Annotated in this window: 24 protein-coding genes; 11 read left to right on the forward strand and 13 right to left on the reverse strand. The window is 31.6% G+C overall.

The window, feature by feature from the left end; genetic code table 11:
- Window positions 1-241 precede the first annotated feature (241 nt).
- The 4 genes from JJ842_05180 to JJ842_05195 all read right to left on the reverse strand — a co-directional run bounded on the left by JJ842_05180 (window position 242) and on the right by JJ842_05195 (window position 4315).
- The gene (locus JJ842_05180; protein MBO6971303.1) at window positions 242-811 is read right to left on the reverse strand and encodes a hypothetical protein; all 570 of its coding nucleotides are present in this window, start codon (window positions 809-811) and stop codon (window positions 242-244) included.
- 77 nt (window positions 812-888) lie between these two features.
- The gene (locus JJ842_05185; protein ID MBO6971304.1) at window positions 889-1305 is read right to left on the reverse strand and encodes a hypothetical protein; all 417 of its coding nucleotides are present in this window, start codon (window positions 1303-1305) and stop codon (window positions 889-891) included.
- A 257-nt stretch (window positions 1306-1562) separates the two neighbouring features.
- Complete coding sequence (gene guaA / locus JJ842_05190; protein ID MBO6971305.1) at window positions 1563-3149, reverse strand: glutamine-hydrolyzing GMP synthase; 1587 nt, start codon at window positions 3147-3149, stop codon at window positions 1563-1565.
- A 47-nt stretch (window positions 3150-3196) separates the two neighbouring features.
- On the reverse strand, window positions 3197-4315 hold the full coding sequence (locus tag JJ842_05195) for a cobalt-precorrin-5B (C(1))-methyltransferase (GenBank protein MBO6971306.1): 1119 nt from the start codon (window positions 4313-4315) through the stop codon (window positions 3197-3199).
- 87 nt (window positions 4316-4402) lie between these two features.
- Between JJ842_05195 and JJ842_05200 the strand changes: the two genes are divergently transcribed.
- The gene (locus JJ842_05200; protein MBO6971307.1) at window positions 4403-5539 is read left to right on the forward strand and encodes an alanine--glyoxylate aminotransferase family protein; all 1137 of its coding nucleotides are present in this window, start codon (window positions 4403-4405) and stop codon (window positions 5537-5539) included.
- A gap of 1 nt (window position 5540) precedes the next feature.
- Here JJ842_05200 and JJ842_05205 read toward each other — a convergent pair whose 3' ends face one another.
- Window positions 5541-5738: a hypothetical protein gene (locus JJ842_05205; protein ID MBO6971308.1), complete on the reverse strand. Its 198-nt coding sequence runs from the start codon at window positions 5736-5738 to the stop codon at window positions 5541-5543.
- A gap of 131 nt (window positions 5739-5869) precedes the next feature.
- Between JJ842_05205 and JJ842_05210 the strand changes: the two genes are divergently transcribed.
- The 3 genes from JJ842_05210 (at window position 5870) to JJ842_05220 (ending at window position 7452) form a co-directional block, all read left to right on the forward strand.
- On the forward strand, window positions 5870-6382 hold the full coding sequence (locus JJ842_05210) for an AbrB family transcriptional regulator (GenBank protein ID MBO6971309.1): 513 nt from the start codon (window positions 5870-5872) through the stop codon (window positions 6380-6382).
- Window positions 6383-6438: 56 nt separating this feature from the next.
- Window positions 6439-6891 (forward strand): secretion system protein, encoded by a 453-nt coding sequence (locus tag JJ842_05215; protein ID MBO6971310.1) that lies wholly within the window; start codon window positions 6439-6441, stop codon window positions 6889-6891.
- 162 nt (window positions 6892-7053) lie between these two features.
- Window positions 7054-7452, forward strand: coding sequence for an HNH endonuclease (locus JJ842_05220; protein MBO6971311.1), 399 nt, complete (start codon window positions 7054-7056; stop codon window positions 7450-7452).
- Here the strand turns inward: JJ842_05220 and JJ842_05225 are convergent, their stop codons facing one another.
- Complete coding sequence (locus JJ842_05225; protein MBO6971312.1) at window positions 7453-7683, reverse strand: transcription factor TFIID; 231 nt, start codon at window positions 7681-7683, stop codon at window positions 7453-7455. It abuts the gene before it with no gap.
- 32 nt (window positions 7684-7715) lie between these two features.
- Here JJ842_05225 and JJ842_05230 point away from each other — a divergent pair, with 32 nt between their 5' ends.
- Both JJ842_05230 and pdxA read left to right on the forward strand, forming a co-directional pair.
- Entirely contained in the window at window positions 7716-8594 is an 879-nt protein-coding gene (locus JJ842_05230) for an SDR family NAD(P)-dependent oxidoreductase (GenBank protein ID MBO6971313.1), read from the forward strand.
- 21 nt (window positions 8595-8615) lie between these two features.
- On the forward strand, window positions 8616-9650 hold the full coding sequence (pdxA, locus tag JJ842_05235) for a 4-hydroxythreonine-4-phosphate dehydrogenase PdxA (GenBank protein MBO6971314.1): 1035 nt from the start codon (window positions 8616-8618) through the stop codon (window positions 9648-9650).
- Here pdxA and accB read toward each other — a convergent pair.
- Together accB and efp are read right to left on the reverse strand one after the other, a co-directional pair.
- Entirely contained in the window at window positions 9633-10133 is a 501-nt protein-coding gene (accB, locus tag JJ842_05240) for an acetyl-CoA carboxylase biotin carboxyl carrier protein (protein ID MBO6971315.1), read from the reverse strand. The two genes, pdxA and accB, sit on opposite strands and share 18 nt — an antisense overlap.
- Window positions 10133-10693, reverse strand: a complete 561-nt coding sequence (efp, locus tag JJ842_05245; GenBank protein MBO6971316.1) for an elongation factor P — start codon at window positions 10691-10693, stop codon at window positions 10133-10135. The genes accB and efp overlap by 1 nt, the downstream gene beginning before the upstream one ends.
- A 43-nt stretch (window positions 10694-10736) precedes the next feature.
- On the opposite strand from efp, the gene JJ842_05250 reads away from it, so the two are divergent.
- A complete protein-coding gene (locus JJ842_05250; GenBank protein ID MBO6971317.1) occupies window positions 10737-11828 on the forward strand; it encodes a peptidylprolyl isomerase in 1092 nt (363 codons plus the stop codon).
- Window positions 11821-12807, forward strand: a complete 987-nt coding sequence (gene thiL / locus JJ842_05255; GenBank protein ID MBO6971318.1) for a thiamine-phosphate kinase — start codon at window positions 11821-11823, stop codon at window positions 12805-12807. Before JJ842_05250 ends, thiL begins: the two co-directional genes overlap by 8 nt.
- On the opposite strand, the gene gap is transcribed toward thiL, so the two are convergent.
- On the reverse strand, window positions 12808-13830 hold the full coding sequence (gene gap / locus JJ842_05260) for a type I glyceraldehyde-3-phosphate dehydrogenase (GenBank protein ID MBO6971319.1): 1023 nt from the start codon (window positions 13828-13830) through the stop codon (window positions 12808-12810).
- Between the two features lie 193 nt (window positions 13831-14023).
- Here gap and murC point away from each other — a divergent pair, with 193 nt between their 5' ends.
- From murC to JJ842_05275, 3 genes are read left to right on the forward strand one after another with little or no spacing between them, the layout of a single operon-like run.
- Window positions 14024-15451 carry a UDP-N-acetylmuramate--L-alanine ligase gene (gene murC, locus JJ842_05265; GenBank protein MBO6971320.1) on the forward strand — a complete coding sequence of 476 codons (1428 nt, stop codon included), beginning with the start codon at window positions 14024-14026 and terminating at the stop codon, window positions 15449-15451.
- Window positions 15448-16341 (forward strand): UDP-N-acetylmuramate dehydrogenase, encoded by an 894-nt coding sequence (gene murB, locus JJ842_05270; protein ID MBO6971321.1) that lies wholly within the window; start codon window positions 15448-15450, stop codon window positions 16339-16341. Before murC ends, murB begins: the two co-directional genes overlap by 4 nt.
- 17 nt (window positions 16342-16358) lie before the next feature.
- Entirely contained in the window at window positions 16359-16709 is a 351-nt protein-coding gene (locus JJ842_05275; GenBank protein ID MBO6971322.1) for a YbaB/EbfC family nucleoid-associated protein, read from the forward strand.
- Here the strand turns inward: JJ842_05275 and rsgA are convergent.
- From rsgA to grpE, 4 genes are read right to left on the reverse strand one after another with little or no spacing between them, the layout of a single operon-like run.
- A complete protein-coding gene (gene rsgA, locus JJ842_05280; GenBank protein ID MBO6971323.1) occupies window positions 16675-17592 on the reverse strand; it encodes a ribosome small subunit-dependent GTPase A in 918 nt (305 codons plus the stop codon). The genes JJ842_05275 and rsgA overlap by 35 nt on opposite strands.
- Window positions 17582-17812 carry a sulfurtransferase TusA family protein gene (locus JJ842_05285; GenBank protein ID MBO6971324.1) on the reverse strand — a complete coding sequence of 77 codons (231 nt, stop codon included), beginning with the start codon at window positions 17810-17812 and terminating at the stop codon, window positions 17582-17584. The genes rsgA and JJ842_05285 overlap by 11 nt, the downstream gene beginning before the upstream one ends.
- Complete coding sequence (gene dnaJ / locus JJ842_05290) at window positions 17812-18936, reverse strand: molecular chaperone DnaJ (GenBank protein ID MBO6971325.1); 1125 nt, start codon at window positions 18934-18936, stop codon at window positions 17812-17814. Before dnaJ ends, JJ842_05285 begins: the two co-directional genes overlap by 1 nt.
- 29 nt (window positions 18937-18965) lie before the next feature.
- On the reverse strand, window positions 18966-19682 hold the full coding sequence (grpE, locus tag JJ842_05295) for a nucleotide exchange factor GrpE (protein ID MBO6971326.1): 717 nt from the start codon (window positions 19680-19682) through the stop codon (window positions 18966-18968).
- Window positions 19683-19715: the final 33 nt, after the last annotated feature.

Here is a 19715-nt window from a genome sequence, read left to right on the forward strand (position 1 = left end):
AGAAAATTTAAGCATTATTTTTTATTAATTCAAAATTTAATTTTCTAGAAATTAATTTTAAAAGTGTAGAGAAATTTAAAACTCTACGATTTCTCTATAGAGACATGATTTTCGCTCTACGGGAAATCTCTTTTTAGGAAGAATTTATTTAATAAAAACTAAGAATTATTTACTCAGTAATAGTAAATTAAACAATATTAATTTGTCAGAACCACCACATTATTAATATTGATTTCTAATCTTAAATCAATATCTCTAACGTTCCTTGTTTGAAGTAATCAGCGTCGTACATTTCATTCCCTTTGGTCGTGAGTTCATTCAACATCCACTCTGCTGCTTCTTGATGAGAAGATGCATCTTCACAAGCATAAAGAGCAAGTCTCATCCAATTAATGCCATCATTATTCTTCCACCGATCACCCCGAATCTCGAAGAGCAAATGACATGTTTTTATAATCTTGGGACCTTCACCACTCTTTTTTAATGCTTCCAATATGTCCATCCCATTGTCGAAGTAATCCTTAAATTTTTCTCTACCTCCTAATGTTGCTTCCCTTTCAAAAGAACACACATATAAATATTGTTTTTTTATAATTTCATCTGGTAATTGCTCATTTCTCAAAAAAGTTGCAACCGGAATAGTATCAGCAGGGTTGGAACTCTCAATCTCAAAATGGTCATTTGAATTTGATTCATGCGCAAAGTTATCTTTATCGAATGGACCAACAAACGTACTGTGGAAAGCAATATAGAAAGCATCTACAGAATCGTGAAACCGTTGTATTTGAGAATTTATTTTTGCCAACTGCAATCAATAATTGTTTTTATTTTATACCTAATTTTTCTTAATATATTTACTGATTAAAGATCTAATCCTCAATTACTACTTTATAAAGTATTTACCCCTGGTTCTATATGTTCTAATAAAAAAGGCGTTTTATTTTTTTTAAACCATAAATTTATTTTTGCTTCTTCAAATTTATTAAAAGTAACTTGATTATCGTCATCTGGATACGAGTCATAGTCGTAACCAATATAGTATTCTCCTAATTGCTTTCTAACATATTCTCCATCTATCATATCAACGTAATCATCTTCATCCTCTACTTCAACGTCTTCTACTGCTGCAAGGGAGCGTGGTGTTGCCATAGAAAGAGAAAAAGTGTCCTTATCAATTTTACGTAGTAAGAAACAAATATCTTCGGTGTAACCTGGGTAAATAGCATGTTCCCAATAGTAAACTTCTTCGCAATCGCCAACTGCCATTTTTTCTCCAAAATTAATCCAAGATTTTAGATAAGACATTTTAGGATCCTTTATTTTATAAATGGAAATTAAAGATAAGTTCCTTTTCCATTAATCAAAAAAATAACATAAAAAAAACAAAGTGTAGAGAAATTTAAAACTCTACGATTTCTCTATAGAGACAGGATTTTCACTCCACGGGAAACCTACGGGAAACCTCGCTGTTGAGATCCATTGCAAATAGGTTATCAGATTTCCACGGGAAACCTACGGGAAACCCACTTTTTAAGTCTATAACTGGGTTTATAACCTATTCTTCACTCCCACTCAATAGTTCCAGGAGGTTTGCTTGTAATATCATAAACAACTCTATTAACTAATTGAACTTCATTGACTACTCTATTCGAAATTCTCTCTAGAATCGAAAAAGGAATTTTTGACCAGTCTGCCGTCATACCATCTTCACTGGATACACAACGTAGAACTATTGGCCATGAATAAGTCCTTTTATCTCCCATAACTCCTACAGTTTTAACTGGCAGTAATACTGCAAAAGCTTGCCAAATATCATTATAAAGATTGGCATTTTTTATTTCATCTCGCACTATCCAATCTGCATCTCTTAAGCAGTCAAGTTTTTCATTCGTAACTTCTCCCAAAATTCTTATCGCTAAACCAGGCCCTGGGAATGGATGCCTTTTAATAATTTCATCTGGCAAACCTAAAACAGTTCCCAATTTTCGAACTTCATCCTTAAAAAGTTTTCTTAATGGTTCAACTAATTTAAATTGTAAATCTTTTGGTAATCCACCAACATTATGATGACTTTTGATTTTTACAGCTATTCTCTCACCTGTATTAGGATCAATATTTGTACCAGCACTTTCGATGACATCAGGATAGAGAGTACCCTGCGCTAAGTACTGAAAAGGTCCTAGTCTATTACTTTCTTCTTCAAATACTCTAATAAATTCTTCACCAATAATTTTTCTTTTTTGTTCTGGATCAGTAATTCCTTTTAATTTTTCAATAAACCTTTCCCTAGCATTAATATATTCAACCTTAATATGAAATTTTTTATCAAAAAAATTCATCAAAAATTCAGGCTCACCTTTTCTCATAAAACCTTGGTCTATAAACATACATGTAAGCTGATTTCCAATTGCTTTATTTAAAAGAAAAGCAAGAGTTGACGAATCAACTCCTCCTGACAAGGCAAGCAAAACTTTCTTATTTCCTACCTGCTCTTTTATTAAAGGAATAGTTTCCTCTAAAAAGGTTTCTGTTGTCCAATCAGCTGTACAGCAAGAAATTTTATATACAAAATTTTTAATTACCTTCATCCCATACTCTGAATGAATAACTTCAGGATGAAATTGAACCCCAAATAATTTTTTTCTCTCATTTGAAATTGCTGCATGAAGTGTGTTCTCAGTATGCGCAATTTTATTAAATCCACTAGGCAAAGAATTTATTGAATCGCCATGACTCATCCACATAATTGATTTATCCACTACTTCAGAAAAAAGGTCACAATCACAATCTATATTTAAAGGTGCTCTCCCATACTCAGCTTTTTTAGTTGCTGCAGTTACGGAACCCCCCAGTTCTTTGACCATTAATTGCATTCCATAACATATACCAAGAATAGGAATATCTAAATCAAAAATTTTTTTGTCGCATTTTGGAGCATTTTGATCATATACAGAATTTGGTCCCCCACTCAATATTATCCCTCGAGGATTAATATTTTGAATTTCTTCAATTGATATATAGTTACTTACTACAAGAGAAAAAACATAGGTTTCTCTTATTCTTCTAGCAATCAATTCAGAATATTGAGATCCAAAATCTAAAATTAATATTGAAGGATCTCTTTCTTGTTTTGAAGATTTTTTACTCATGTATAAAAGTTAGCTCAATTTATTTAAAAAGCCTAATTAATAAAAAATTAATCGCCTTGAAAATAAGAAATATAATCTTTACCATTTTTTCCAAACCATCTTATTTTCCTCTTTCTATCAAAAATAATTGCTGCAATCTTCATATTAGTTTTTGTATATCTATTAACATATGCAAAGGAGCGCTTTTCAATTGTATTAGATAAATTTTGGAATAATTTATCAGTTATAGATTTATTAAATCCTTCAAGTAGTCGTAATGCATCCTCAAGATTATTTAATTGAGATAAATCAACTATGATTTCAGGTGGTAACTTTTCTTGAACGGCTAAATAAACAAGAATCTCAATTCTTGCATCAGCTAAATGATTATGTGTATGAAAAATACCACCAGCTAATTTAATTAATTTCCCGTGATAACCAAAGAGAATTACAGTCTTAACATTTTTTATTGCAGCATCAACTATTAATGGTCCTATCCAATTTCCAACTTTGATAATTGGTAATTTAACATTATGCGTTTTTGCCAAATTCAACCCATTCTCACCAATAACAAAAACAACTTTATCTTTAAAATTATTTTTTATTAACTTTGCCAGCTTTGTTTTAGCCTCCTCTAGTTGGTCAGGTGACGCACTCGAATAAGTCTCAGCAGAAGTTCCAATAATCGATAATCCATCCACAATACCAAATGACTTATTACTAGTTCTTTCAGCTAAAAACTCTCCATTTGGAAAAATAATTTCTAATTTCAAATTAAATCCCTTTGGAATAGTATCCAATAAATTTTCATACAAAACTTCTTTAGCAAAATCAGAAATACATATCTCTGATGTATTTACTTTTTTACCTACACCCGATCCAGCAATAATATTTATTGGATTTATTGGAACAGAATTATTAAAAGAAATTTTTTCTAAAGAAGCTATTGTCCATATTTCTAAGTTTTGTGTAATGTCAAGCTCTAAGCCTGACTTTGCAAAGGAAATCCCTAATGCATGCGAGTCATCTTGAAACAAACCAACGGAATGAATTTCGATTTTTATTTCTTTTTTTTCATTAGGAATTTTTATTAATTCAAAATTCTCAAATGGTAACCCTACTAGCTTTTTTAATGCTGACTTAGCAGCTCCAGCAACCCACAAAGGTAAAGAAAATCCTTTTTTCAAATCAAGTAATTGAAAAATATATAATGAGAACTAATCTAAGAATGACCTATTTAATAAAAAGTGGCCATACAACAAAAATTATCATTGATGATTCCTGGACCCACACCAGTTCCAGAAAAAGTTTTACAAGCATTAAGCAAGCATCCAATAGGTCATCGCAGTAAAGAATTTCAAGATCTCGTAGAAAGTACTACTAAAAATTTACAGTGGCTTCATCAAACTCAAAATGATGTTCTAACAATTACTGGTAGCGGAACTGCCGCTATGGAGGCTGGAATAATAAACACCTTAAGCAAAGGAGATAAAGTAATTTGCGGAGAAAATGGAAAATTTGGTGAAAGATGGGTAAAAGTTGCTAAGGAATTTGGCTTAGAAGTCATAAAAATTGAATCTGAATGGGGTACTCCACTTCATCCAGAAAAATTCAAAAAAGTATTAGAGGCAGATGAACGGAAGGAGATAAAGGCTGTTATATTAACACATTCTGAAACTTCAACAGGAGTAATTAACGATCTAGAAACTATAAGTAGATATATTCGGGAACATGATACAGCTCTATCAATTATTGACTGCGTTACAAGTCTTGGCGCTTGCAATGTACCAGTGGATGAATGGCAGTTGGATATCGTTGCTTCAGGCTCTCAAAAGGGATACATGATACCTCCAGGCCTTAGTTTTATATCAATGAGCCAAAAAGCATGGGAAGCTGCAGAAAATTCTAATTTACCCAAATTTTATTTAGACTTAAAATCGTACAAGAAGAGTCTTTTAAGTAATAGTAATCCGTATACTCCAGCGGTGAATTTGGTTTTTGCTTTAGACGAAGCTTTAAAAATGATGAGAGAAGAAGGCTTAGATAACATTTTCTTCAGGCACAACAAACATAAATTAGCAATGAGCAATGCAGTAAAGGCCCTAAATCTAAAATTATTTGCTGATGAAAAATATTTAAGCCCTTCGATTACTGCAATAAAAACTGGAGAAATGGATGCTGAAGAATTTAGAAAAACTATAAAAAATAAATTTGATATTTTACTTGCTGGTGGTCAAGATCATTTAAAAGGAAAAATATTTAGAGTGGGTCATCTAGGTTATGTTAATGATAGGGATATAATCACAGTAGTTTCTGCGATCAGTAAAACTCTTCTTGATCTAAAGAAGATTACAGCCCAACAAGCTGGAGAAGCATTAGTTGTGGCGTCTAAATATCTTGACGAAAGTTGAGTTAGGTACCTGGCTCTTCAACATTTCCGCCTAATTCAACAATCTTTTTTCTAAGAACAATTGATTTTTTTTCATCACCTTTAGTTTGAGCAATTGCAAGTGCAAACTCTAATTTTTCAAGCTGGTGACCGCCCTCAAAAAAAGATAATTTTTTCTTTATGCGCTCTTTTTTTGCTCTATAAGAAATTTGTGAAGACATAATGTTTTCTCTTTAATTATATTATGCCAACAAAACGGGCCATTACGAGAGCAAACAAAAATAAAATATGAATATAAACTCAAGCAAAAAAAATTTTTTCTAATATTAAGACCAAACAACCACAAAAATTCATGTTGAACATAAATCTAATCTATTACCTAATTGCAGGTGGAATTTTTGGAGCTTTAGCATTAAAAACAGGTATACCAGCAGCTCCTCTTGCAGGCGCTTTATTAGGGGCAAGCATACTCAGCATCAGTGGCAAACTGGAAACAGCGGAGTGGCCAATTGGCACTAGAACAATATTAGAAATAGGCATTGGAACAGTTATTGGCACATCATTAACTCAAGACTCATTAGTTGACCTTCAAAATTTATGGCGACCTGCTATCCTGATAACCTTTACTTTAGTTATGACAGGCTTAGCAATTGGATTATGGACGAGCAGATTACTTAAAATAGATGTTATTACAACAATTCTAGGGGCTGCTCCTGGAGGTATTAGCGGCATGAGTCTTGTGGGATCTGAATATGGAGTAGGAGCTGCAGTAGCAACTTTACACGCAGTAAGATTAATTACTGTACTTTTAATTCTTCCATTAGTTGTGAAATGTTTAAATTTATTTGGAGTAATTAAATCTTAAATTTCTATAGACATATTTCCAAAAAAAGATATTTTAAAATAAAAGATTCAATTTTTATGCAAAGACCAAGGCATAACAAATTAATATTATTAATTCTAGGAATTTTTAGTCCATTAGCCCTGGAAACTCATAAGGTACACTCAAGTTCATTTGGAGCAGAAATTTTTTGTACCATGAGAGAAGGTGGAAATGATCACGAAAGTAGTTGGGATGCAGCATATACATATATAAAAAAACAGAAGGGAGGATTGTTCAAAGTTTCACCTAAAAATGCAGCTGCGCAAATTACCGAAACAGTTATAAGAGAAAAAGGCGAATTTAAATATTGCGTTCAATACTTAGATAATCTGCACCCAAATAGGAAACTAATAAGAGATCTGGAAAAACAAGAAGAAATTAAAGAAAAACAAGCAAAAGAAAGAGCGGACAAAAGAAAAAAACTAGAAAAAGAATTAGAAGAAACAAATGAAGAATTTACTGATGAAACTCTTGAAAGATATAGTTATTAAAAGTTTTAATTTAGGAAATAACTACAAAAAATTTTTCAAAATATAATTTTGTATCTAACAACACTAAATTTACTTTTTGCTTAAGAATTACGCCTAAAAATAATAAATAAATATTGACTTTCAATAAATTCAAGCCATTATTTATTTAATTAAATAGTCTGAATGCATATTAATGATGCGGTGTTTTTAGAGGATTTATGTCCTAAGTTCAGATTTAGACAGTGGCGAAAATCTATTCACAGATTTACAGGAAAAAGTTGTATATATTGCGGAAAGCCATCTGAATCAATCGACCATGTATTGCCACGTAGCCAAGGGGGCTTAAGTACAACAGAAAACTGCGTGCCTGCATGTCTCTCCTGCAATGGCGACAAATCAGATGAAAATGCTTTGTATTGGTATAGAAGGCAAAAATTTTATGATCCCAGAAGAGCTATGGCTATAAGAGCATGGTTAGAAGGAGATTTAAGATTAGCTATAAGATTATTGCAATGGGCTAGTCCAAATTTTAAGCAAAGTAAGAAAAATTACAAAAAAGACTCAGATTTTAAAGTAGCTTAACTACCAAACATTACATAATTTTCTAGAATTATGAGCTTCACATATATTTTCTAGTTCTTTTGGCGATTCTGGAAATATTAAAATTGTAGTCAATGAAATGAGAACAACAAATAATCTTTGATAAACTTTAAAGTTAATTGAATTAACTTCTTTTTCTCTCAGGTGAGTATAACTTTTGCTAATGCAAAAAATGTTTCTTTTTAAATCAGACTTTAAGGCTATTTTCATTATTAAATAATACATATGTACTACTCTAATATCTTATGAAGAATTTTGCAAGTAAACTAGGGAATAAAAAAAAATTTTTAATCTTAGGATGTGGTTTTAGCGGTAGTTTCTTTGCAAAAACCATAAGAAAATTTGGTTGTACTGCCCTAACAAGTTCGAGATCTGAGAACAAAGATCCAAATAGTTTCATATTTAACAGTGAAAAAGACATAGTTCCTGATGAAAAAATTTTTGATGGAGTTACACATATTCTTAGTTGCATACCTCCCGACAAAAATGGTAACGATCCTGTACTAGAAAGTCTTCAAAGTAAACTGCAAAATTTATCCCTTGAATGGGTTGGATATTTATCTACTACAGGAGTATATGGAAACACAGAAGGTGATTGGGTATCCGAGATTGACAAGCCTAATCCGCTACAAAAAAGAAGCCATAATAGATTAAATTGCGAAAAAAAATGGATTGAATCAGGTTTGCCTGTGCAAATTTTTAGGCTACCCGGTATTTATGGTCCTGGAAGATCCACATTTGAAGCAATCAGAAATCAAAAAATTCGAGTTATTTCTAAAAAAGATCAAGTATTTTCAAGAATTCATGTTGCTGACATTACTAATGCAATTATTCATGTATTAGAAAATAAAGAATCTTTAAAGTTCTACCAAATTATTAATATTGCTGATGATGAACCTTGTTCTCAATTAGCAGTTATTCAATATTGTTACGAACTACTTGGTTTAAAAATGCCAGCACCAATATTATTCGAGGAAGCAAAAAATGAATTATCACCTATAGCTAAATCTTTTTGGATGGAAAACAGAAGAGTTTCTAATAAACTATTGTGCGAAACAATTGGATATAAACTAATTTATAAAAACTATAAATTAGGCTTAAAAAACTGTTTTTTAAATAGTTAAAAAATAAATTTTTCACTTTTCATGAATATTAAAAATACAAAGAATAAAATGAAAATTGTAATAAGCGTCGGTGATGAATCTGGTATAGGACCTGAAATAATTTTAAAAGCTCTTTATTCTCATGAGATATTTGGAAATATTGACTTTATTGTGGTCGGTTCAAAAAAAAATCTGCAAAATTCATATACTCATCTTAAAAGTCTAGGATTAGAAAATATCGCAAATCCTAATAAATTAGAAATTCATGATCTCGAAATTTCTTCTTCAAATATTGAATCTAAATCAAGTTATGGTGATTCAAGTTTCTATTATTTAACAAAAGCAATAGAAATTGTAAAACAATATCCTAATTCAGCTCTTGTTACAGGCCCTATTTGCAAGAAATCATGGTCACTAGCAGGCCATCACTTCTCCGGGCAGACTGAAGTGTTAGCAAAATCATGTGGAGTAAAAAATTTTGGAATGTTATTCACAGCTAAATCACCAATTACAAATTGGAGATTCAATACTTTACTAGCTACCACCCACATAGCACTTTCTGAGGTTCCAAAGAAACTTAATACAAAATTAATCCACGCTAAATTAGATCTTTTTAAAGAATTTTGTATCACATACAATAGAAATCCCATTTTAAAAGTTGCGGGATTAAACCCGCATAGTGGCGAAGAGGGAATTCTAGGTAATGAAGAAAAAGATTGGCTTAATGAAGCAGTGATTTCTTGGAATAAAAAAAATAGAGACATTAAATTACTAGGACCTTTATCGCCAGATAGTTGTTGGAATTCATCTGCAAAAGCTTGGAAAGATAAAACTTCTGAAAAACATGATGGGATTCTTGCTATGTATCACGATCAAGGTTTAATACCAATGAAGATTATTGCTCTTAATTACTCAGTCAATACCACAATAGGTTTACCTTTTATAAGAACATCTCCAGATCATGGAACAGGATTTGATATTGCTGGAAAAGGAATAGCTCAATCACAAAGCATGATTGAAGCTATAAAAACTGCTATAGAAATGACTAAAAATTCAAGATTATTTAACACGCATTAAAACTTGTCCAAATTCAACTGGCGTTCCATTTTCAACAAGAATTTCTACTATTTCTCCGTCGAATTCAGATTCAATTTCATTCATTAACTTCATCGCTTCCAAAATACAAATAGTTTGGCCGACTTTAACATTATTTCCTACTTCAACGAATGGCTCCTCACCAGGGGCTGCAGCCCTGTAAAATGTTCCAACCATAGGAGAAGTAATTTCAATGAGGCCAGAACGCCCAGGAGGGGCTACCTGGGATATTTCAGGCTCATTAACAATTGAGACATTGTCATTGATAGATTTTTGATTAGCAATAGTTTGCCTATCAATCGAAGTATTAGAAACTAAATTATTAGTAAATTGATTCTGATCATATAAATTCCGTTTTATTTCAAGTTTGAAATCTTCTCCCTCTAGTGAGAATTCTTGAATATCGCTTGTTGAGATTTTCTCTATTAAGCGATTTAGGTCTTCATGATCTAATTTCATAGCCATTAATTTTCACGTCCAAGATAACTGTCGTTACGAGTATCAACTTTAATCATTTCTCCAACAGAAATAAATAAAGGAACCATAACTTGAGCACCTGTTTCTAGAATAGCTGGTTTGGTGCCCCCACTAGCAGTATCACCTTTAACTCCAGGATCAGTCTCTGTAACTTTCAAAGTAATAGATATTGGAAGTTCGACTTCTAAAACTTTACCATTATGGAAAATTACATTAACCTCCATTCCCTCTTTCAAGTACTTTGCACCTTTACCGATTTGTTCAGAGGAAAGTCGTGTCTCTTCAAAACTTGTCATATCCATAAAAACATAATCTCCAGACTCCACATAAGTATGCTGGAGGTTAGACTTCTCAAGGATAGCCTGCTGTACTGATTCTCCGGCTCGAAAAGTTTTTTCAACCACGTTGCCGCTTTGAACTGATTTTAATTTTGTTCGCACAAAAGCAGAACCTTTACCAGGCTTGACATGTAGAAACTCTACAACACGCCAAACTTGTCCATCTAATTCGATGGTAGTGCCTGTGCGAAAATCGTTACTGGAAATCATTCCTGTATTACATCCCCAAGGATCATAAACCTGCAAGAGTGCTATGCAAAAATTCTTATCAAATCAGAACAAACTTTTTTTAATCTTATTAACGGTAATTTTACAAGTTTTTCTCTTGAAACCAATTCAAGTGCTAGCTGATTTACCTACCGGAAATGCAGTAAAAGACCCTAATGCAATCCTCAGAAACGCTCTCCCTATCAAGCAAGTTGAGTTACAAGAAATTCAACACAAATTAGAAGAGACTAGTGATCTTGTAAGAGGCGGAAGATGGCCCGCTCTTGCGAAAACTGTTACAAAATGTCAATCTTTACTAAAAAAATACCAAAGTAAAATTATTCAAGAAATACCAACCGAAAACAAGAAAATTGCTGAAAACACATTTTTAGAACTCAAGGAAAATTTTGATAACCTTCAAGATCTTTCTAAATCAAAGGATAAGTATTCGTTTATAGCTACTAGAAAAGAGGCTTTAGATAAAATAGGTGGATTAGAAGAATATTTTCTACCAAATCAATTTCCTTACGAAATTCCAAAAGAGTTTGATAATCTTCCGAGATTACTAGGTCGAGCAACAGTAAATATTAAAACCTCCAAAGGAGACATGAAAGCTATTGTAGATGGATTTAATGCACCACTAACTGCAGGAGCATTTATAGATTTATCTTCAAAAAGTTTCTATAATGATTTACCAATTAATAGAGCGGAAGAATTTTTTGTGTTGCAAACAGGTGACCCAATTGGAGAAGCAATTGGTTATATAGATCCTGAATCAAATGAAGAACGCCACGTACCTCTAGAAATTAGAATTCCTAATGAAATGGATACCTTTTATAATCAAACTTTTGAAGATTTAGGTCTTTATACAGAGACACCAACATTACCGTTTGCAACACTTGGAACTCTAGGGTGGTCCCATTCAAATAATGCAGTTGATGATGGCTCATCGCAATTTTTCTTTTTTTTATATGAAGCAGAATTAAATCCAGCAGGACGTAATTTAATTGATGGAAGAAATGCTGCCTTTGGATATGTTGTAGATGGTTTTGAGGTATTAGAAGAGCTAACTAAAGATGACACAATAATCTCCATTGATGTTTTAGAAGGAATAGAAAACCTCAAATTAAATGCATAAAGAACTTCTAGAAGACATAGGGGAAAAAGAATTAATTAATAGGCTTGGAAAATTTATGCCTAAAAATCAAATTTTAGATGATTGTGCTTTAATTAAAGCTAAAAATAACAACTTACTCGTTAATAATGATTCTTTGGTAGAAAATGTTCATTTCAATGACATTACTATTTGCCCTGAGGACCTTGGATGGAAAGCAGTTATTAGCAATATTTCTGACTTATTATCCAGTGGCAGCATGAAAACGATAGGAATTACAATTAGCTTAATTCTTCCTGCTAAAACTGAGTGGATATGGGTTAAAGGATTATATAAAGGAATAAATAAAGCTTTAAAAGAATATGGGGGGGAAATACTTGGAGGAGATTGCTCAAAAGGGAATCAAAAAGTCATATCTATTACTGCCTTTGGGATTCAAGGGGAACTTGAACTACGAAGAAACGGATGTAAACCAGAAGATGTCATCTTAACTACAGGAATTCATGGCCTTAGTAAATTAGGATTTTTGATACAAAATAACATTAATTTTAATAATAATATTTCTATTAATGAAAGATTAGTCAATAAGGCTATTGAACGTTTTTGTCGCCCTAAAGTTTACCCAAATTTACTTAAAAATCTCCTTAAGACTCGCTCTAATAAAAAAATAAAGAAAATAGGATGTACCGATAGCAGTGATGGCCTATTTCAAGCCTTACAAGATCTAGCAATTGCAAGCAAATGTAAAGCAATTATTAATTATGAAAAAATACCCAAATATAAGAATTGGCCAAAAGGAGATAAATGGGATGAATATTACTTTTTTGGAGGTGAAGATTATGAGTTAATTTTCTCATTACCAAAAAAATGGGCAAAGAATTTATCTAAGTTTGATAAAAATATTTATGAAATTGGTTATTTCGCTGATGGTGAACCATCAATAGAATTCAACAGTAAAGATAAAAATAAAATATTAAATAAAATACCTTTCAAGCACTTTTAATTATTCCCAATTTTTGGCAACAATCTCTGCTAAATCTACAACTCTCTGACTATAACCCCATTCGTTGTCATACCATGCAAGGACCTTAACAAGATTATCCCCAATACACATAGTTAGATCACTATCCACAATTGACGATTCATTAGTACCAGCATAATCACTAGACACTAATGGTTCATCTCCATACTTAATAATGCCTTTCATTGAACTTAGAGATGCTTCCTTGAGAGCATTATTAACTTCTTCAGCTGTAACAGATTTAGATGATTCAAAAACAAAATCTACTGCTGAAACGTTAGGAGTTGGAACTCTCATAGCAATTCCTGTTAATTTGCCTTTCATTTCTGGGTATACCAGAGCTACTGCTTTTGCAGCTCCTGTAGAAGTAGGAACAATGTTTGTAGCAGCGGCTCTAGCCCTTCTTAGATCTCTATGACTATTATCTAAAATTCTTTGATCTCCTGTATAACTATGAATTGTAGTCATCAAACCTTTGTTAATCCCAAAAGTTTGGTCTAAAACTTTAACTACTGGAGCTAAACAGTTTGTTGTACAACTAGCATTACTCAAAATATCATAATCTTTATGTTTATATGTATCAGCATTGACTCCAACCACATAAGTACCAACGCCATCGCCTTTACCAGGAGCAGTTAAGATGACTTTTTTTGCTCCTACCTCTAAGTGCTTACTTGCACCTACGTCTGTATTAAATACTCCTGTAGATTCAATAACCAAATCTACGCCCCAGTCTTTCCAAGGAAGATTCATTGGGTTTCTATCAGAGAAGCATTTAATTGTCTTATTATTGATTACAAAAGTATCATCAGTATATTGAATATCAACACCATCAAGTTGGCCAAGGACTGAGTCATACTTTAATAGATGAGCATTAGTCTTAGGATCTGAGGTAACATTAATTCCAACTACTTCAATATTGGTGTAGGCTCCTCTACTAAGCCAACAACGCATAAAGTTTCGACCAATTCTACCAAAGCCGTTAATTGCAACACGCAAAGTCATAATTAATAATTTCTAAATGATTAACCTAAGTTGCTGATCATACTGAATTTTGTGCAATAACGTAAGGTTTTTTTGATTTATTAAGCAAATAAGTCTTGTTTTGTATTAATTCAAGAAAAAAAAACATTTTTTTTTAAGAAAAAATAGCAAAATTTCACCTAGAAGTTATTTTGATTTAAGTAAAAGATAAACATTGGATAAAAAATTATTGTTGAAAAGTCATTTTCATTTTATTGGGATTGGAGGTATTGGGATGTCAGCATTAGCAATAGGTTTACTTAAAAAAGGTTGTTCAGTTTCAGGATCTGATTTAGTTAAAAACGATGAAACTAAAAAATTAGAGGAATTAGGTGCACTAATCTTTACTTCTCAAATTAGACAAAATATTAAATTTGTTAATTCAAAATTTACCAACAAATTGATTAATTTTGTTGTAAGCTCCGCGATCAAGCCAGAAAATGAAGAATTTTCATACTGCAGAGAAAACAATTTATCGATAAAACATCGTTCAGAGATACTTGCAATGCTAATGCGCACTTATACTACATTAGCGGTAGCCGGCAGCCACGGAAAAACATCAACCAGTACATTTCTATCTACAATACTTGAGTTATGTACACGTAATTCTTCTTCAATCACAGGAGGAATAATTCCTATTTACAACTCTAATTGTCATTTAGAAAATACAAAATACTTAGTAGCTGAAATTGATGAATCTGATGGAACAATTAGCAAATATAAGTCTGATATCGGAATAATTAATAACATTGATTTCGATCATTGCGATCACTTTTCTGATTTAAGTGAAGTCATATCTTCTTTTAAAAGTTTCGCTAAAAACTCTAAAAAATTACTACTTAATTTTGATTGTGAAACCGCAAGAAATAATTTTTATTCTAATTATAAGTGGTCAAACGCTACGGCTAAAAACGTAGCTTATGCAATAATTCCGACTGAAATTAATTCAAAGAATACAATTGGCAAATATTATGAAAATGGAAATTTCATAAGTAGTATAAATATTCCAATTCCAGGATTACACAATCTATCGAATATCACCGCTGCAATAGCAGCTTCAAGAATGATTGGAGTAGATTTTATAGAAATTAAGAAAAATATAAAATATCTGAAACTCCCAAAAAAAAGATTTGAATTCAGAGGCCATATAGATGAAAGAAGTTTATATGATGATTATGCACATCACCCAAACGAAATAAAAGAGACGATTAAATTAGGACGATTATTAATTCAGCAAAAACATAATCATGAATGTCAACAAAGTAGATTAATAGCTTTATTTCAACCTCATAGATATTCTCGAGTAAAGCAATTTACTAAAGAATTGGCTGAAGAATTATCAAAAGCAGATGTTATTTATGTAACCAGTATTTATGGAGCAGGCGAAGAAAACGAAGATAAACTTACTTCGAAAATTATCACTGATCTGATTTATAAAAAAAATAAAAATGTCAGTTACATAAATAATTATTATGAAGTTACAAAAAAGTTTTACAAATTAACTCAAAAAGGGGATTTAATTTTGAATATGGGAGCTGGTGATTGTCATAATTTCTGGTCAATTTTAAATAAAAAACAATTAAAGAAGATCACTAATTTATGAATAATAAAATTTTTTCTGAAAACTGTAATTTAAGTAGTTATACAACTATTAAAGTGGGAGGAGTAGCTGAATATTTTGCTGAGCCAAGAAGCATTAATGAATTTTCATATCTTATAAAATGGGCTAATTTAAACAAACAAAGATGTCAAATAATTGGTGCAGGTTCAAATCTTTTAATAAATAATATTTTCATAAAAGGCTTAATTATTTGTACAAAAAAAATGAAATCACTAAAGATAGAGCCATATTCAGGAATTGTTGAAGCGGAAGCAGGTGTAATGCTCCCAACATTATCTAATTTACTTGCTAAAAATGGATTACAAGGAGGGGAATGGGCTGTCGGAATTCCAGGAACATTAGGAGGAGCAATTTATATGAATGCTGGTACGGGTAATTTATCACTAGCAAATAATCTTATTTCCGTAAAAGTTATCAATAATAAAACCCATGAAAAACTAGAAATTGAAAAAAAAGATATCAATTTTGAGTATAGATCTAGCTCTTTTCAAAGAAATGATTTAACAATTATTAGTGCAAAATTACATTTTGAACCTAATGGAAATCTAGAACAATTAATTCAAACAACTAAAAATAACCTTAAATTAAAAACAGAAACACAACCATATCATCAACCAAGTTTTGGTAGTGTTTTTAAAAATCCTGAAAATAATTATGCAGCAAAATTAATTGATGATTTGGGTTTAAAGGGATTTAAAATTGGCGGTGCTGAAATTTCTACAATGCATTCAAATTTTATAATTAACACTTCTTCAGCAAGTTCAAAAGATATTTATGAATTAATAACAGTAATTCAACAAAAAGTACTACAAAAAAAAGGCATTTCTCTGAAACCGGAAGTAAGAATGATTGGTTTTGACTATCCTAACTAAAGAAACTTTTTTACAAAATGGCGGGTTTTGGACTTCCTAACTTTGGACAACTAACAGAAGCTTTTAAAAAAGCTAAACAAATTCAGCAAGATGCTCAAAAATTACAAGATGAGCTGGAAAATATGGAGATTGAAGGCAAAAGTGATGATGAAATGATAAAAGTTTGGATAAGTGGAAACCAACTTCCTTTAAAGGTCGAAGTACAAGAAAATATCTTAAATTCAAATAAAGAACAAATAGAGCAAAACATTCTTCAAGCTATTCAAAAAGCTCATGAATTATCAACTACAACTATGAAAGAAAGGATGAATGATTTGACTGGTGGATTAAATCTTAATCTTCCTGGTTTTGATAATAGTGACTCTTAGCAGACTCAATCATTTCTTTATAAAAAGGATACCTTTCGAAGGATTTATCTAAATTACATCCCTCATCCATTAAATGCAAACAGTTTCGAAATTTACACTTAATTCCTTCTTCAATTACCTGTTTATATATTTCTGAATATAGATTTGGTAACAACTTAATATCAACCTCTAGAGGTTGCATATTAAAACCAGGAGTATCAACAATGTAACTTTGATTCGAAATAGAAAATAACTCAACATTTCGAGTAGTATTTTTTCCTCTCTTAATTTTATTAGAAACTGGCGCAGTACTATTTTGAAGACCTGGAATAATCATATTTAGCAAAGTAGTTTTACCAACTCCGGATGGGCCCATAAAAATTGAACATTCTTTTTGCTTTAACTCAGCTAATAAATTTTTAAAGTGATCAGCTTTCTGTAAATTTAAAGTTATTACTTGATACCCCCATTTCTCAAACTTATCAAGTAAATATGATCTTCTTTTATTAGAAATTAAATCACACTTTGTCAAAACTAATGAGACTTCAACTCCCATTGATTCTGCTAATATCAAAAACCTATTAACTTGAGATAAATTTAACTCTGGTTCTTGAACGGAAAAAGTAACGTAGATGTTAGAAATATTTGCAACAGAAGGTCTAACTAAAAGATTTTTTCTTTTTTTTAGACTTGTTATTACCGCGCGTTTACTTTTAAAATCAATTTTTTCAATCGCCACTTCATCTCCAACATAAATTAATTGATCCTTAAAATTTATAGACTTCTTAACCTTACATAAAAATTTCTCGCTATTTCCAGATTTTTGTTGCTTTTTTAAATCAACTAAAAAAAAATCATTAAATTTTTTCGTAACTAAACCTAAATATTTACTATTAGTTTTCATTCAATATTTTTATTTTTAGAAATTTTTCATTTTCTTTAATTTGCTTAAACAAACATCCCATCTCTTTTAAATTGTTTAATACCATTTCTTCTGGTTCACCTTTATCTAATTCAACAATAAGTTGTTCATTTTTTGATAACTTCTCCAAAGCCAATTTAATTTTGACAACATTTAAAGGACATGGAACAGATTTAAGGTCCAAATGCTTTAAGGATGTCATTAAGATTCTTTACCAAATAATTTACTAAAAAGTCCACTACTGGAATTAATATTTTTATCTGAATATTGAGAAGCTAAGCCCTCTAAAAGCTCTCGTTCTCCATCTGTTATACGAGTTGGTAATTTTACTTTTACTAAGACTTCATGATTTCCTCTCGCAACTGGATTACCAAGTCTAGGAACCCCTTTGTTCTCAAGTGAAAGAGTTGTATTTGGCTGCGTGCCACTTGGAATTTTTAAATTAACATCTCCATCAACTGTAGTAATTTTAACCGTGTCACCCAAAATAGCCTGTAAATAACTCACTGCTATTTCTGAGTAAATAGTCACACCATCTCTTTTAAGTTTTGAATCATTTTTAACTTTTATAAAAACATAAAGATCTCCAGGAGGACCCCCTTTCAAACCAACATTTCCCTCTCCGGAAACTCTTAATTTAGTCCCAGTGTCAACACCAGCAGGAATATTAATTCTTAATTTTTTTCTGACTTGTTTTACTCCATTTCCTCCGCAACTTATACATGGATCCGCAATTATCTGACCAGCTCCATTACATGAAGGACATTCAGCTACTTGTGTGAAATTACCAAAAGGCGTTCTTGTAGCTCTTCTGACTTGTCCACTTCCTCCACATGTTGAACAAGTTTTTGGTCCGGTTCCGGGCTTTGCCCCCGTTCCCTTACAAACTTCACATGTCTCAAGATGAGGAATTTTAATTTCTCTTTGTTGACCAAATATTGCATCTTTAAAGTCAACATTAAGGTCATACCTTAAATCATCGCCTTGTTGTGGGCCTCTTCTTTGAGTTCTTCCACCTTGTGGATTTTGTCCACCAAAACCATTAAAAAAAGTTTCAAATAAATCTGCGAAGCCACCCATATCACCCATATCGGGCATTCCAGCAGCACCTCCAAGACCAGCCTCTCCAAACTGATCATATCTAGCTCTAGTTTCAGGATCAGCTAATGCTTCATAAGCCTTACCTATTTCTTTAAATTTATCTTCAGCACCAGGTTCTTTATTAACATCAGGATGATATTTTCTAGCTAATTTTCTATAAGCCCTTTTTAAGGTATCCGCATCTGCATCCCTTGAAACTCCAAGTATTTGATAAAAATCAGCCATTAGATAATACTCAAGTAAAAATTTGGAATTTATACATTTTCAGAAGTATTCTCCTCTGAATTGGCATCCCCTTCAACTTTATCTTTTTCTACTTCCTCTTGTGAATTTTGTTTGCCAGGCCCCATAGAAACTTTAACAAGAGCATGTCTCAAAACCTTTCCTTCTAAATGGTATCCACGCTGCAATTCTTCAATAATGAAATCTTCATTAAGCTCTTCACTTGGCTCTCTTAATACAGCTTCATGCAAATTTGGATCAAATTTCTGACCAACTACTCTCATCGGTGCAACTCCTTGTTGTTTCAAAACTTCTACTAGTTGTTTATATAATCCTTGATAACTTCTATGAAGAGTTAGAGCTTCTTCACTTTCTGGCTTAAGTTGTTGTCTTGCTCTTTCAAAATTATCAACAATAGGGAGTATTGCAGTTAAAGACTTTGATACAAGTTGGATTTTTAAATCATCCTGATCCCTAGACTGTCTTTTCCTAAAATTATCAAAATCAGCTGATATTCTTACATATTGATTTTTTAGAGTTTCATGTTCTTTTTCTAACTGTTCTAACCTTGCGTCATTATTAGTAATAGTATTTTTTAATTCTTCAGCATTTATTTCTTCTGTTTTTTGAGATAATCCATCATTTGCCATTATTTGTTCTCCTGTAGATGAAGAATCTTCAGGAGAATTATTTTGGTCAGAAATATCATTTTCTTTATTTTCAATATTGTCTGATTGATTTTCAATCATTTTTCTATAAATTTAATAAATCTATTTTCTATT

This window comes from Prochlorococcus marinus CUG1433 (genome assembly GCA_017644425.1).
GTDB classification, from domain to species: Bacteria; Cyanobacteriota; Cyanobacteriia; order PCC-6307; family Cyanobiaceae; genus Prochlorococcus_A; species Prochlorococcus_A marinus_U.